12 protein-coding genes are annotated in these 14,895 nt (G+C 68.6%); 10 read left to right on the forward strand and 2 right to left on the reverse strand.

Annotation, left to right across the window (positions count from 1 at the left end):
- The first annotated feature begins 566 nt into the window (after positions 1-566).
- Together QTI45_RS18485 and QTI45_RS18490 are read left to right on the forward strand one after the other, a co-directional pair.
- Positions 567-2,474, forward strand: coding sequence for an ATP-binding cassette domain-containing protein (locus QTI45_RS18485; RefSeq protein ID WP_286371897.1), 1,908 nt, complete (start codon positions 567-569; stop codon positions 2,472-2,474).
- 129 nt (positions 2,475-2,603) lie between these two features.
- Positions 2,604-4,358, forward strand: coding sequence for a phospholipase D family protein (locus QTI45_RS18490; RefSeq protein WP_286371898.1), 1,755 nt, complete (start codon positions 2,604-2,606; stop codon positions 4,356-4,358).
- A gap of 5 nt (positions 4,359-4,363) precedes the next feature.
- On the opposite strand, the gene QTI45_RS18495 is transcribed toward QTI45_RS18490, so the two are convergent.
- Complete coding sequence (locus QTI45_RS18495; RefSeq protein ID WP_286371899.1) at positions 4,364-5,791, reverse strand: aminotransferase-like domain-containing protein; 1,428 nt, start codon at positions 5,789-5,791, stop codon at positions 4,364-4,366.
- Between the two features lie 102 nt (positions 5,792-5,893).
- Between QTI45_RS18495 and QTI45_RS18500 the strand changes: the two genes are divergently transcribed.
- The 8 genes from QTI45_RS18500 to QTI45_RS18535 all read left to right on the forward strand — a co-directional run bounded on the left by QTI45_RS18500 (position 5,894) and on the right by QTI45_RS18535 (position 12,723).
- On the forward strand, positions 5,894-6,493 hold the full coding sequence (locus QTI45_RS18500; RefSeq protein WP_286371900.1) for a LysE family translocator: 600 nt from the start codon (positions 5,894-5,896) through the stop codon (positions 6,491-6,493).
- Positions 6,490-7,425: a DMT family transporter gene (locus tag QTI45_RS18505; protein ID WP_286371901.1), complete on the forward strand. Its 936-nt coding sequence runs from the start codon at positions 6,490-6,492 to the stop codon at positions 7,423-7,425. Before QTI45_RS18500 ends, QTI45_RS18505 begins: the two co-directional genes overlap by 4 nt.
- A 25-nt stretch (positions 7,426-7,450) precedes the next feature.
- Positions 7,451-8,665 (forward strand): aminotransferase-like domain-containing protein, encoded by a 1,215-nt coding sequence (locus QTI45_RS18510; RefSeq protein WP_286371902.1) that lies wholly within the window; start codon positions 7,451-7,453, stop codon positions 8,663-8,665.
- An 18-nt stretch (positions 8,666-8,683) separates the two neighbouring features.
- On the forward strand, positions 8,684-9,322 hold the full coding sequence (locus QTI45_RS18515; RefSeq protein WP_286371903.1) for a LysE family translocator: 639 nt from the start codon (positions 8,684-8,686) through the stop codon (positions 9,320-9,322).
- 1 nt (position 9,323) lies between these two features.
- A complete protein-coding gene (locus QTI45_RS18520) occupies positions 9,324-9,965 on the forward strand; it encodes a glutathione S-transferase (protein WP_286371904.1) in 642 nt (213 codons plus the stop codon).
- Between the two features lie 5 nt (positions 9,966-9,970).
- Positions 9,971-10,876 (forward strand): PhzF family phenazine biosynthesis protein, encoded by a 906-nt coding sequence (locus tag QTI45_RS18525; RefSeq protein ID WP_286371905.1) that lies wholly within the window; start codon positions 9,971-9,973, stop codon positions 10,874-10,876.
- Between the two features lie 190 nt (positions 10,877-11,066).
- Positions 11,067-12,533 (forward strand): O-linked N-acetylglucosamine transferase, SPINDLY family protein, encoded by a 1,467-nt coding sequence (locus QTI45_RS18530; RefSeq protein ID WP_286655495.1) that lies wholly within the window; start codon positions 11,067-11,069, stop codon positions 12,531-12,533.
- 1 nt (position 12,534) lies between these two features.
- Entirely contained in the window at positions 12,535-12,723 is a 189-nt protein-coding gene (locus QTI45_RS18535; RefSeq protein WP_286655496.1) for a hypothetical protein, read from the forward strand.
- Between the two features lie 33 nt (positions 12,724-12,756).
- Here QTI45_RS18535 and QTI45_RS18540 read toward each other — a convergent pair whose 3' ends face one another.
- Positions 12,757-14,667, reverse strand: a complete 1,911-nt coding sequence (locus tag QTI45_RS18540) for a hypothetical protein (RefSeq protein ID WP_286655497.1) — start codon at positions 14,665-14,667, stop codon at positions 12,757-12,759.
- Positions 14,668-14,895 lie beyond the last annotated feature (228 nt).

A 14,895-nucleotide genomic window follows, 5' to 3' on the forward strand; every position in this document is an offset into this window, starting at 1 on the left:
GCGTTTAAAGTCTTGAAGACTTTGTTCCGAAGAACTTAGCCATTCGCCTCAAACGCCCACGCTTATCGGCTGTATATTTTTAACGATCCGTCAAAACAATCTCTTGTTTTGTTTGCTTCGCTGCGATCAGCGGAGCCTTCGATTATGACACGGTTTTTTAAGAACCGGCAAACTTTTTTCGCTTTCTTTCGCTTGCTTCAGTCACTTCGCTGGGAAGCTGCTGCAGTTCGCGTTTTCTGCGGAGCCTTCGATTATGACACAGTTTTTTCAACTTCGTCAACCTCGGGAGGCTTTTTCTTTCCCGCCAGTCACTTCGATCAACTCGCAACCCGGAGGCTGCTTCGTCGCCGTCGTTTTCAGCGGAGCCTTCGATTGTGACACAGTTTTTAGAACCAGATCAAGACCGAAGGGCCTTTTTTTTGTCTCGCCTTCCGACTCGCTTCGGGCTCGACTCCTGACATTTCCCGGACCTTGCTGCGATGTTGCCATCGCGTCTTGAGCCGAGCCCACGAGTATATGCCATTTTTGAGGGCCGTCCGGCGCTTCGCTCCGATAATCGCTCCTACATGGCACTCATCACACTCCTCGACGCGCAACTTGCGTTCGGCCACGTCCCGCTGCTCGACCATGCGGACTTCTCCCTCATCGAATCGGAGCGCATCGGCCTGATCGGACGCAACGGCGCCGGCAAGTCTTCGCTGCTCAAGATACTGGCCGGGCTCGAGAAGCCCGACGACGGCACCCTGCAGATTCAACAGAACGTGCGCGTCACCTACGTGGCCCAGGAGCCGGTGCTGGACATGGAGGCGGATGTATTCACCGCCGCCAGCGCCGGCCTCGGCGAGGTGATCGCCATCCGGGATCAATATCTGTCGGGCGCCCCGGGCCTGGACCTGGACGCCTTGCAGTCGCAGATCGAGGCCTACGATGCCTGGAACTGGGAGCAGCGCGTGGAAGAAACGCTGCATCGCCTGCACCTCGACGGCGCGGCCCGCATCGGCTCGCTCTCGGGCGGCACGCGCAAGCGGGTCGCACTGGCGCAGGCGCTGGTGGCGGCGCCCGACGTGCTGCTGCTCGACGAACCCACCAACCACCTCGACCTCGATTCGATCGAATGGCTCGAGCAGCTCCTGATCGACTTCAAGGGCAGCGTGGTGACCATCACCCACGACCGGAGCTTCCTCAACCGGGTCGCGACCCGCATCGTGGAGCTGGACCGCGGCAAGCTGGGCTCCTACCCAGGCAATTTCGAGCAATACCTAATACAGAAGGAAGAGCAACTCGCCCAGGAAGCCGTGATCAACGCGAAGGCCGACAAGCTGCTCGCGCAGGAAGAGATCTGGATCCGCAAGGGCGTCGAGGCGCGGCGCACGCGCAGCCAGAGCCGGATCGGCCGGCTGCAGGAGATGCGCGCCAATCGCGCGGCTCGGCGCGAGGTGCAGGGCAGCGTCAACATGGACGTCGCCTCCGGCCAGGCCAGCGGCAAGATCGTGGCCGAACTGACCGAGGCCTCGAAGTCCTTCGGCGACAAGACCGTCATTCGCGGCTTCACCGGCACGATCCTGCGCGGCGACAAGGTCGGCCTGATCGGGCCCAACGGCGCCGGCAAGACCACGCTGCTCAAGCTGATCCTCGGGGAGCTCGAGCCGGACAGCGGCAAGATCCGCCGCGGCGCCAATCTTCAGGTGGCCTACTTCGACCAGATGCGCAACGCGCTGAACCTCGACGCCACGCTGGAGGACTTCATCAGCCCGGGCAGCGAATGGATCGAGATCGGCAACCAGCGCAAGCACGTCAAGAGCTACCTGGCCGACTTCCTGTTCTCGCCGGCACGGGCCCATTCCCCGGTGCGTTCGCTGAGCGGCGGCGAGCGCAACCGGCTGCTGCTGGCGCGCCTATTCGCGCGGCCGGCCAACGTGCTGGTGCTCGACGAGCCGACCAACGACCTCGACATCGACACGCTGGAACTGCTCGAGGACCTGCTGCAGAACTACGACGGCACCGTGTTCCTCGTGAGCCATGACCGTACCTTCCTCGACAACGTGGTGACCAGCACGATCGCCTTCGAGGGCGACGGCCGCTGGCGCGAATACGAAGGCAGCGTGCAGGACTGGCTGACGCAATCGAAGCGGGCCAGAGAGATCGCGCAGCAGCGCGCCGCCGCGCCGCCGGCTGCAGCACCGGCCACCCCGGCCGTGGCGCCCGCGGCGGCCCCCGCGGCCAGCGCCAAGCCGGCCGCGGCGCGCAAGAAGCTCAGCTACAAGGAGCAGCGCGAGCTCGAGACCCTGCCGGCACTGATCGCCGAGCTGGAAGACGAGCAGAAGCGGATTTCCGAACTGCTCGCGCTCGATGGCGGGGCGATCTACGCCACCGACGCCACGCGCGCGGCCGAACTCGGCGAGCGACACGCCCGCATCGACGACGAATTGCTGGCGGCGCTGGAGCGCTGGGAAACGCTGGGCGCCGCGCGCTAGCCGACGCACCGGCCGTGCGCGGGCCCGCCCCGGACGCGGCCTGACGCCGGACCGACTGGCGTCCTTGTCCGACGCGGCGAGGCGCGGCGGCGCGCTATACAGGGCCTGTCCTGGCTCCTTCCTCGCCGCATGCCTCCTCTCTACGCCCTCGGGCGACCCGCAGCCCTGTGCCGCAGCGTCGCTCTTGCACTGCTGCTGGCCGTCGGACTCGCCGCCTGCGCCGAGCTGCCGAAGAATGTCGACCGGCCGGTCTCGGCCGCGCTGGCCTCACCGGCGGGCACGCCGCTCGGCGAACTGGTGCAGCAGCGCCGCGCTTCGGCGGGGACGCGCTACACGACCGGCTTCGTGCTGCTCGATGGACCGCCGGCCGCCTACGGCAGCCGGCTGGCGCTGGTCGAAGGTGCGCAGAAGACCCTCGACCTCCAGTACTACGCGATTCACGCCGATGCCAGCACCGCCCGGCTGCTGCGCGCGGTGCGCGAGGCCGCCGAGCGCGGCGTGCGCGTGCGCATCCTGCTCGACGATTTCCACAGCACCGGCCGCGACGCGGTCGTGATGCGGATGGCGCTGGTGCCCAACGTCGAGATGCGGATGTTCAATCCGCTGGCAGGCGCGCGCGCCTCGACCCTGGGCCGGTTCATGAGCTCGATCGAGGACGCCTCGCGGATCCAGCAGCGCATGCACAACAAGCTATTCATCGCCGACAACGTGCTGGCGGTCGCGGGCGGCCGCAACCTCGGAGACGCCTACTTCGGCAAGAACAACAAGGGCAATTTCATCGATCTCGACGTGCTGGTGGCCGGGCCGCTGGTGCAGGACCTGTCTCGCAGCTTCGATGCCTACTGGAACAACGAGCGCGCCTATCCGGTGCAATCGCTGGTGACGGCGAAGGAACTCGACCAGATCCGCGAGAAGGCGCGCGCCGAGTCGAAGGCCGAAGCCGAACGCGCGGCCGCCGCGCCGGTGCCGCCCGCAGGGGATCCAGGCAGCGGCGACGGCGCATCGGCCGCCGACGCCCGCGCGCAGGCCTGGGACGAAAAGCCGATGGACCTGCGCACGGCCGATTTCGTCTGGGCCCCGGCGGTGGTGCTGGCCGACAAGCCGGGCAAGATCCCGGCCGACAGCGCCGGCCCCGACACCGGCAAGGCCCCGGGCCTCACGGTGACGCGGCAGAACGGGAAGACGCCGCGCCAGGCCGCGCGCAGCGGCGACTCGCTCGATGCCGCCGCCAGCGCTGCGGCCGACGGCGAGACCGTGGTCGACGGCCTGCTGCAGCTGATCGGAACCGCGCGCCGCGACCTGCTGATCATCTCGCCCTACTTCGTGCCGGGCGCCGACATGAAGCAGGCCTTCGCCGCGGCAAAGGCGCGCGGCGTGCGGGTCCGCGTGCTGACCAATTCGCTGGCGTCGAACGACGCCCCGGTCGCCCACGTGGGCTACGCGCGGCATCGCGACGAGTTGCTGGCGATGGGTCTGGAGCTCTACGAACTGCGCAGCGAGCAGGCCGGGCTCGGCAGCGCCTTCGGCTCGGGCAGCGGCAGCATGGCGGGCGAATCGCGCTCGATGCTGCATTCGAAGGTGCTGGTGATCGACGGCCGGCTGCTGGTGGTCGGCTCGATGAACCTGGACCTGCGCTCACAGCTGCAGAACACCGAGATCGCGGTGCTGGTGCGCAGCGACGTACTTTCGCGCGTGGCCGGCGAGAAGATCGACCGGGCCATGCGCGAAGGCTCGTGGCGCGTGGAGCGCAGCGACGGGCGGCTGGTCTGGCACGCGCCCGAGGGCAGCGGCCTGGCGGACGCCACCAGCGAGCCCGACACCAGCGCCGGATTGCGGCTGATGCTGAAGCTGTTCGGCCCGCTGGCACCCGACTCCCTGCTGTAGGCGCGTCAGAGCTGGTCGCGCACGCGCGCGAAGACCTTCCAGAAGGTGGCGTCCTGGGCGGTCGCGAAGTTGATCCGCATCAGCGTGGTCGGCGGCCGCCGGGCATGGAACAGCGAGCCGGGGGCCAGCAGGTAGCCCTCGTCGAGCATGCGCTGCGTCAGCGCATCGGTATCGACGCCGGTATCGACCCAGCCGAACAGGCCGGCCGGCTCCGAAGCCAGCGTGCAGCCGGCCGCCAAGGCGAGCTTGACGGTGCGGCCGCGCGCGCCATCGAGCCTGACCCGGATCCGCTCGGCGTGCCGGCGCAGCTGGCCCTGGTCGATGCACCAGGCCAGCGCGCGCTCGAACAGCGCCGGCGAGGTCAGGGTCGCGAGCAGCTTGGTCTCGAGCAGGCGGCCGACCAGCGCCGGCGAGGCGGCCAGGAAGCCGATGCGCCAGTTCGGCGCCAGGATCTTGGCGAATCCGCCCACGTAGATGGTGCGCTGCAGGCCGTCGAGCGCGCTGAGGCGGGTCGCATGCTCGGGCGCCAGGTGGCTGTAGGTGTCGTCCTCGACGATGTGGAAGTCGTGCCGGTTGGCCAGCTGCAGCACGCGGTGCGCACTCCCTGGCGTCAGGCTGTAGCCGGTCGGGTTGTGCAGCACGCTCACGCTCACGAAGAGCTTGGGCTTGTGGGCGTCGCCCGCCGTGCAGTAGCGCTCCATCACCTCGAGGTCGGGCCCGTCGGCCTTGCGCGGCACCGGCAGGATCCGCATGCCCAGCGCCTCGAGCCGCGCGAATTCGAGCGCCCAGCCGGGCTCCTCGACCATCACCGGATCGCCGGCGCGCAGCAGGGTGCGGCTCACGATGTCGAGCGCGTGGGTGGCGCCGATGGTGGTGACGATCTGCTCCGGCGCCGCCGGCACGTTGATGCCCGCCAGCTTGGTCGACAGGCTGCGGCGCAGGCCGCCGTCGCCCGCGGGCTCGCCATACTGCAGCGACAGCTCCTGCAGCGCCTTGCTGCTGGTGACGCGGCGCACCGCCGCCGGCATGAAGGTCGACTCCAGCCAGTCGGAGGGGAAGACGCCCATGCCCGGCTGCGGCTTGTCGCTCGGACGATGGAACATGCCGCGGATCAGCGCACTGGCATCGGCCGCCACCAGGGGCACGGGCGCCGGAGCCGGCGTCGAGCGGGTGCTGGCAGTCTCGAGCCCGCCGCCGGCCGCTGCCGAATCGCGCACATAGAAACCGCGCTGTCGGCGCGCCTCGACCAGGCCCTGGGCCAGCAGCTGGTCGTAGGCCGCGACCACGGTGTGCGGGCTCACGCCCTGCTGGCGTGCGCACTCGCGCACCGACGGCAAGCGCGCCCCCGGTGCCAGCAGCCGGTTGCGGATGCGCTCGGAGAAGCGGTCGGCCAGCTGGCCGGTCAGCGACTGAGTAGAAGTTCGTGTCAGCATGACGGATGAGGCTCTGTGTCGACGGATCGACCGATACAGACCGGGTGCATGTTCGCATATCTGTATCGGTACTGTAATGGTCATCAGTTTAAAGTGTGTGTCATGAACTGGCAAGAATTCACAGCGCTGCTGGTGTTGGCCACGGCGATGAGTTTCTCGCCCGGTCCCAACACCACCTTGTCGACCGCCCTCGCCGCCAACGGCGGCCTGCCGCGCGCCATGCGCTTCGTGTGGGCGGTGCCGGTCGGCTGGAGCCTCTTGCTCGCGCTGTGCGCGGCCGGCGTCGGCGCACTCGTGATGGCGGCGCCCTCGCTGCGCTGGGTCATCAAGGCCTTCGGCATCGCCTACCTGCTGTGGCTGGCCTGGAAGCTCAGCCGCAGCGGCACGCTGGGCCAGGCCGATGGCGCCCGGATGCAGGTCGGCTTCACGCAGGGCGTGATGCTGCAGTTCCTCAACATCAAGGCCTGGCTGCTGGCGCTGACGCTGGTCGCCGGCTGGATCGCCGGCCAGCCCGACCCGTTGCGGCGTTTCGCGATCGTGGCGCCCGTGATGCTGGTCTATGCCTTCGCCAGCAACTTCGCCTACGCGCTGGCCGGCGCGCTGCTGCGCAACTGGCTGGCCCAGGGCCGTCGCCTGCTGTGGTTCAACCGCGCCATGGCGGCGGTGCTGGCGCTCACCGCCTGGTGGATGGTGGGCGTATGAAGATGAAGATCAAGGACGAGACCCTCGGCATGTGGCTGGGCGTGCTCGGCGTGGCCTTCTTCGCGGTCACGCTGCCGATGACGCGGCTGGCCACCGGGACGCAGGCCGCACCCCAGCTGTCGCCCTGGTTCGTGACGCTCGGGCGGGCAGCACTGGCCGGCGTGCTGTCGGTGATCTTCCTGCTCGCCACCCGCTCGCCCCGGCCGCAGCGGCAACACTGGAAGCCGCTCGGCATGGCGGTGCTCGGCAACGCGGTCGGCTACCCCCTGCTGCTGGCCTATGCGCTGCGCGTGGTCACTGCCAGCCACGCCGCGGTGATCACCGCCCTGCTGCCCCTGGTGACCGCGGCCTGCGCCGCCTGGGTGCTGCACCAGCGGGCGCGGCTCGGCTTCTGGCTCTGCGCCATCGCGGGCAGCGCGCTGGTGGTCGTGTTCTCGCTGCTGCGGGCGCAGTCGCACGGCGGCGGCTTCGGCCTCGAATGGGCCGACGTGCTGCTGGTCGGCGCGGTCATCGCGGCTTCGCTGGGCTACATCTACGGCGCCCAGGTGACGCCGGCACTGGGGGCCGAGCGCGTGATCTGCTGGGTCTGCGTGCTGGCATTGCCGGTGACGCTGCCGGGCACGCTGTGGCTCTGGCCCGAGCAGCCGGTCGCGGCCTCGGCCTGGATCGGCTTCGTCTACGTCGGCGTGTTCTCGATGTGGATGGGCTTCTTCGCCTGGTACCGCGGCCTCGCGATGGGTGGCGCCCTGCGCGTCAGCCAGACCCAGCTGCTGCAGCCCTTCCTGTCGATCCTCGCCGCCGTGCCGCTGCTCGGCGAACCGCTCGACGTGGTCACGCTCGGCTTCGCCGCGGCCGTGGTGGCCACGGTCGTCGCCGGCAAGAAGCTGTCCCAGCCGCGCGCCCCGGTCGTCGTTGCGACGGCGACCCGCTAATCTTCCGCACCTTCAAGGAAAAAACATGAACTGGAAACTCGCCGCCCGTGCCGAAAAGATGAATCCGTCGGTGCTCCGTGAAATCCTCAAGGTCACCGAACGACCCGGCATCATCAGCCTGGCCGGCGGCCTGCCTTCGCCGAAGGCCTTCCCGATCAACGCCTTCGCCGAGGCCTGTGCAGAGGTGCTGCACAAGGACGGCCAGGCCGCGCTACAGTACGGCGCGAGCGAAGGCTACGGCCCGCTGCGCGAAGCCGTCGCCGCGATGCTGCCCTGGCCGGTGGACCCGGCCCAGGTGCTGATCACCACCGGCTCGCAGCAGGGCCTGGACCTGGTCGCCAAGGTGCTGCTCGACCCCGGCAGCCGCGTGCTGGTCGAGACCCCGACCTACCTCGGCGCGCTGCAGGCCTTCTCGCCGATGGAGCCGGAGCCGGTCAGCGTCGCCAGCGACAGCGAGGGCGTGGTGGTCGACGACCTGATCGCCAAGGCGCAGGACGCGCGCTTCGTCTACCTGCTGCCCAACTTCCAGAACCCGACCGGCCGCACCATGACCGAGGAGCGCCGCGCTGCGGTGTCCGCGGCGGCGGCCAAGGCCGGCCTGCCGATCGTCGAGGACAACCCCTACGGCGAGCTCTGGTTCGACCAGGCGCCGGCGCTGCCGCTCACGGCGCGCAATCCCGAAGGCTGCATCTACCTCGGCTCGTTCTCGAAGGTGCTGGCACCGGGCCTGCGCCTGGGCTTCATGGTGGCGCCCAAGTCGATCTTCCCGAAGCTGCTGCAGGCCAAGCAGGCGGCCGACCTGCATTCGCCGAGCTTCAACCAGCGCATGGTCCACGAGGTCATGAAGGACGGCTTCCTGTCGCGCCACGTGCCGACCATCCGGGCGCTCTACAAGCGCCAGTGCGAAGCCATGGTGGCGGCGCTGCAGCGTGAGATGAAGGGCCTGTCGGTCGAATTCGTCAAGCCGGCCGGCGGCATGTTCCTGTGGGTCCGGCTGCCCGAGGGCATCGATACCGTGGCGCTGCTGCCGAAGGCGGTCGAGCGGGGCGTGGCCTTCGTGCCGGGCGCGCCCTTCTACGCCGGCGAGGGCGACCCGCGCACGCTGCGGCTGTCCTTCGTGACCGCGAGCGTCGACGAGATCGACACCGCGATCGCCGCGCTGGCCGAGGTGGTGCGCGAACAGCTCGCCCACCATGCGGCGGCCGAGGTGCAGCGGCAACTGGCGGCCAGCCCCGCCTGATCCCCCGACAGCCCCGCGATGATCGACGGCAGCAGCTTCCTGCTCTTCCTGCTCGCGGTGCTGGCGCTGTTCGTCTCGCCCGGACCCAACATGGCCTTCGTGCTTTCGCACGGGGTGTCGATGGGACCGCGCGCCGGCTTCGCGGCCGGGCTCGGCATCGCCGCGGCGGACCTGGTGCACACGGTGTCGGCAGCGACCGGCATCACGGCACTGGTCGCTGCCTGGCCGCCCGCCTTCGACCTGCTGCGCTACGCCGGCGCGCTCTATCTGCTGTGGCTCGCCTGGCAGGCGCTGCGCGCCGGTGCTGCGCAGCCCAAGGCCGGCGCCGAGACCGCCACTTTCAGGCGCGTGGTGCGCAGCGCGTGGCTCAACAATCTCGTGAATCCGAAGGCGCTGCTGTTCTTCATGGTGTTCCTGCCGCAGTTCGTCGACCCGGCGCGTGGCAGCGTGCCGCTGCAACTGGTGCTGCTGGGCATCACGCTGTCGCTGGCCGGCCTGGTCTTCAACACCGCGCTCGGCGCCTGCAGCGGTCAGGTCGGCCGCTGGCTGCAACGGCGCGGTGCGGCCGGCTTCCAGCGCGGACTGCTGGCTGCGATGATGGCGGCCCTGGCGCTCCGGCTGCTCCTGCTCGACCGCCCTCCTATCAAGGGACTCTGACATGCTCAATATCTGGGGGCGCATCAGCTCCATCAACGTGCGCAAGGTGGTCTGGTGCGCCCAGGAACTCGGCCTCGACTTCCAGCGCACCGAGGCCGGCGGCCGCTTCGGTGTGGTGCAGACGCCCGAATACCTGCAGCTCAATCCGAACGCGATGGTGCCGACCATCGACGACGGCGAAGGCCCGGACCGGGTCACGCTGTGGGAATCGAACGTGATCGTGCGCTACCTGTGCGCCAAACACTCGCCCGGCAAGCTCTACCCCGAGCCGCTGGCCGCGCGCTTCGACGCCGAGCGCTGGATGGACTGGCAGCAGACCACCTTGAACCCGGTCAGCGGCGGCGCCTTCAGGCAATGGGTGCGCACGCCGCCCGAGCAACGCCAGCCCGAGCTTATCGCCTACTCGGTGCGCGCCACCGAGCCGCTGTTCGCGCTGCTCGACGCCCACCTGGCGACCCGCGCCTTCATGCTCGGCGATGCATTCACGATGGCGGACATTCCGGTCGGCTGCGAGGCGCACCGCTGGTTCGGCCTGCCGCAGACCGAATACACGCGCCCGTCGTGGCCGAACGTCGAACGCTGGTTCGCCGACCTGCGCACCCGTGCCGGCGCGCGCGGCGTGCTCGATCTCGCACTCGAATGACTCCGATGACCTCCCGCCCCTTCAAGCAAGTCGACGTCTTCACCTCGACGCCCTATTTCGGCAATCCGCTCGCCGTCGTGCTCGACGGCAGCGGCATCGACGACGCCGCGATGCAGCGCTTCGCGGCCTGGACCAATCTCTCCGAGACCACCTTCATCCTGCCGCCGACCGAACCGGCGGCCGACTACCGCGTGCGCATCTTCACGCCCGGCGGCGAGCTGCCGTTCGCCGGCCATCCGACGCTCGGCAGCTGCCATGCCTGGCTGCAGGCCGGCGGCAAGCCGAAGGCGGCGGCACAGATCGTCCAGCAGAGCGCCGTGGGACTGGTCGCCATCCGGCGCGAGGGCGAGCGCCTGGCTTTCGCCGCGCCGCCGGTGCGCCGCATTGCGCCGAGCCCGACCTTGCTGGCCAAGGTCGCCGCCGCGCTCGGACTTCGCGCGCCGCAGATCGTCGCCGCGCAGTTGCTCGACAACGGCCCTGCATGGCTGGGCCTGCTGCTGAACGATGCCGACACGGTGCTCACGCTCAAGCCCGACCACCGGGCGCTGCGCGAGCTGGGGCAAAAAGTCGGCGTCGCGGGCCTTCCGGCCGCGGACGATTCGCCGCGCCTGATCGGGCGCTCCAACCGCGAGGCACGCGCCTTCGCGCGCTCGGAGGAAGCGCCGGCCGACATCGAGGTGCGGGCCTTCGCGGCGCCGATCGGCGTCGAGGAGGACCCGGTCACGGGCAGCTTCAATGCCAGCCTGGCGCAATGGCTGATCGCCGACGGGCATCTGCCCGAGAGCTACGTGGCCGCGCAGGGCCAGACCCTGGGACGCGCGGGACGCGTGCACATACGGCGCGATGCCGATGGGCAGGTGTGGGTCGGGGGGGATTCGGTGACCTGCGTGGATGGCACGGTGATGCTTTGACCAGCCGCCTCGCAGGGTGTTGAAACCTGGGGGTCTCGGGCCGATCCGACGCCCGAAAAGACGGTTCATGCCGCAGTCACTTTCCTGATATGCGACCGGATACGGCGCGTTGCCGGGAGCCGCGCGCAGGCCGATGAAACAGACGCAAGTGCGCCGCTAGAGTGCACGCTGCCTGTCCATCCGTCTTCGCATGAACCGACCCCGAGCTGCCAAACCTCACCCCCTGTTTTCCCGCTTCGCGGCGGCGCCGAAGCCGGCCGGGCCCGACGCGCTCTACGAGCAAGCCCTGGCGCTGTACCAGCAAAGCCACTGGGAGGCGGCCATCGCCCTGTGTCGCGACAAGCTGCTGCCGCAAGCACCTCATCATCGGGACGGCCTCTCGCTGCTCGGCGCGGCCTGTTTCCTGCAAGACGACCTGCCGGCCTCCGATCGCTATCTGCAGGCAGCGATCGCAGCAGGCGCGGGCGCCGAGACCCACACCAACCTCGGCGTCACGCTGAATGCGCTGCATCGACCCGATGAAGCCGAAGCCGCCTACCGGCGGGCCGTGGCGCTCGATCCGCGGCAGGCCAAGGCCTGGAACAACCTGGGCAACCTGCTGACGCGCAGCTTCCAGGCCAGCCGCCGCGACGAGGCCCTGCATTGCTACCGGCAGGCGCTGGCGGCCAAACCCGACTACGCCAATGCCCATACCAACCTGGGACACGAACTGGAGAACCGCAAGGATCTGGCCGGCGCCGAGAAGTGCTATCGCGAGGCCTTGCGGCTCCAACCCCGCTTCCTGCCGGCCATCGGCAATCTGGCCGCCCTGCTCAAGCGGCTGAAGCAGCCCGCGGAGGCGCTGAAGTACTACCGGCAGGCCATCCTTCTCGATCCGCGCGATCCCGCTTTCATCGGCAACGCACTCGGCCTCTGCCGCGAAGTCGCGGATTGGCGCGCCGACGGCAGGGCGACGGTCGCCAGTCTCGTGGCGGCACTGGAGCGCGACGGGGCGAGCGACCTGGCACCCCTCTATCTGCTGGCCTGGCCGGAGTGCGGCGCCGAACTGCAGCGCAGCGCAGCGCGGCGCTTTGCAACGAAGCGATGGGCCTGGGCGCTGGCGCAGCCGCCGCTGGTCTCCGCCGCCATGGCGCGCGAAGGCCCGTTGCGCATCGGCTACCTGTCGGCCGACTTCCGCAACCACCCGGTGGCCCACCTGGTGACCGAGGTGATCGCCGCGCGGGATCGCACGCAGTCCGAAGTGTTCCTCTACGCCTACGGCCCGCCAGCCGACGACCCGCAGCGCCGCGCCCTGCAACGCGCCACCGACCACTTCACCGACATCGGCGCCATGGACGACCTCGATGCCGCGCGGCGCATCCGCGACGACGGCATCGACGTGCTGGTCGACCTGACCGGCTACACCACCCATGCGCGGCTCGCGATCACCGCCCTGCGCCCTGCGCCCGTGATCGCCTCGTGGCTCGGCTACATCGGAAGCCTGGGTGAACCGCGTCTGGCCGACTATGTGATCGGCGACGCCATCGCCACGCCCCCGGCGCTGGCGCACCAGTTCAGCGAAACGCTGGCCCTGATGCCCGAGTGCTACCAGCCCAATGCGGCCCTGTATCCGCTGGCGCCAGCACCAGCGCCGGGCTGGTCTCGCCTTCGAGCGTGACATGCAGGTCGCTGCCGACGCGCGTCAGGGTGGCGTTTTCAGGGCCGACCTCACCCTCGGTCTTGAGCAGGTACTTGACGTTCGGCAAGGCCTTGATCTTGAGCGGCGCCGCGCCGTCCAAGGCGATCGGATCGCCCGCCTTCTTACCGCTCTTGTTGATGACGACTGCCGTCTTTTTTGTAGCCACTGAATGCCCCAGCTCTAGTAAAGAGATTAGAAAAAATTAAACAAAAAAATGGGTGCGAGTCGAGCTGCAGGCCACCATGGCCCGCACGCTGCCGTACGTGGCGTTGTTCACCGTGTAGCTCGGTGCAACCATCTTGCCGTTGGCATCGATCGTGGCGCCGCCACCCAGCGAGGACGCGACCTCGCGCAATTGCCCGACGTTGGCCGCGTCGGTGTTCGCCATGCCGGCGCCGACGTTCTGCAGCAGCACCGCAGCGCCGCCCTGGTTGAAGGTCACCGTGCCGCGGTTGGAGCCGGCGTCGTAGGTCACCGCGTCGAGCGTGTTGCCGCCGGCGTCGACCAGGCCGGCCTTCTTGAGTTGGCCGACATTGACCGCATCGGTTTCGGCCTTGCCTGCGGCCACGCCGCTCAGCACGCGCTCACCGTCGGTGCCCGCGAAGTTCACTGAGGTGCCGGCCTTGTCGCCCGCCACCGTGATGGCGTTGGTCGTTGCGTCCTGCTTCACCAGGCCCACCGTGCCGTTGTCGAGCTTGTTCGAGATGTTGGTGATCTCGCTCGTGTTGCCGGCGATCTTGGTCTCGGCCGTGCTCAGGCGTCCGTTCGTTGCGTTCAGCTGCGACATGTTCACCGCGTCGTAGTCGGCGATGCCGGCCGTGACGTTCTTCAGCGTGCGGGTGTTGCCGTCCCTGTCGGCGAAGTCCACGGCCACGCCGTCGGTGGCCTTGCCCACCGTCAGGTTGGCACCGGCTGCAGCTTGCTGCACCAAGCCGATGGTGCCGCTGGCCAGGTCGCCCTTGATGCCATCGATTGCACCGGTGTTCTGCGTCACGCGGTCGTCGATGTTGGTGATGGCATCACCCACGCTGCTGACCGTCGAGCCGTTCACGCTGTAGCTAGGTGCGGAGAGCTTGCCGTCCGCGCCGACCGCCGAGCCGCCGCCCAGGGCCTTGGCGACCGAATCGCCCACGCCGTAGAGCTGCGAGCCGTTGACGGCGTCCATGCTGGTCGCATTGACCGCCCCGGCCGTGACGTTCTTCAGCGTGCGGGTGTTACCGTCCCTGTCGGCGAAGTCCACCGCCACGCCGTCGGTGGCTTTGCCCACCGTCAGGTTGGCACCGGCTGCAGCTTGCTGCACCAGGCCCACCGTGCCCTTGGACAGGTCGTCCGTGAGGCCCTCGATCGCGCTCTTGTTGTCATCGATCGCGCTCTTGTTCAGCGTCACGCGGCCGTCGAGGTTGGTGACTGCGTCACCCACGTTGTTGACCGTCGAGCCGCCCACGCTGTAGCTGGGTGCGGAAACCTTGCCGTCCGCGCCGACCGTCGAGCCGCCGCCCAGGGCCTTGGCGACCGAATCGCCCACGCCGTAGAGCTGCGAGCCGTTGACGGCGTCCACACTGGTCGCATTGACCGCCCCGGCCGTGACGTTCTTCAGCGTGCGGGTGTTGCCGTCCCTGTCGGCGAAGTCCACCGCCACGCCGTCGGTGGCCTTGCCCACCGTCAGGTCGGCGCCGGCTGCAGCTTGCTGCACCAGGCCCACCGTGCCGTTGTTCACGTTGGTCGTGAGGTTGGTGATCGCGTCCGTGTTGCCGGCGATGTTGGTCGCGTTGGTCGTCACGCGGCCATCCAGATTGGCGATGGCACCCCCCACGCTGTTGACCGTCGTGCCGCCCACCGTGTAGCTCGGTGCCGAAACCGTGCCGTCCGCGTTGACCGCCGAGCCTCCGCCCAGGGCGTTAGCCAACGAAGAGCTCACGCTATAGAGCTGCGAGCCGTTGATGGCATCGGTGCTGGCGGAACCGACCGAGCCTTTGGCGAGACCCGAGATCTGGCCGTTATTGAGCCGGATGCCCGCGCCGGAAGCCGTGATGTTGAGGCCAACGCCATTGCCATTGGTGGTCTGGACACCCGTCGTGATGCCGTTGATGTATTGGTAGCCGCCAACGGACATGTTGTTGTTGGCAATTACCACATTGTTCGTTTGGCTGGTGTTGTTGTAGCCAGAAAAATTGCTACACGCAGACCACGTAGGGTTGGAAGAGGTTCCATCCATATATTGGCAACCACCCGGGTCGACACTGCCAAAAGCAGTGTCATTGACGACAAAACTCGCAAAGGCGCTCTGTGGCATGCTGAAACTGGCCAGACCGGCCAAGACCATTGCCGCCGCCGCCAGCAC

This window comes from Variovorax saccharolyticus (assembly GCF_030316765.1).
GTDB classification, from domain to species: domain Bacteria; phylum Pseudomonadota; class Gammaproteobacteria; order Burkholderiales; family Burkholderiaceae_C; genus Variovorax; species Variovorax saccharolyticus.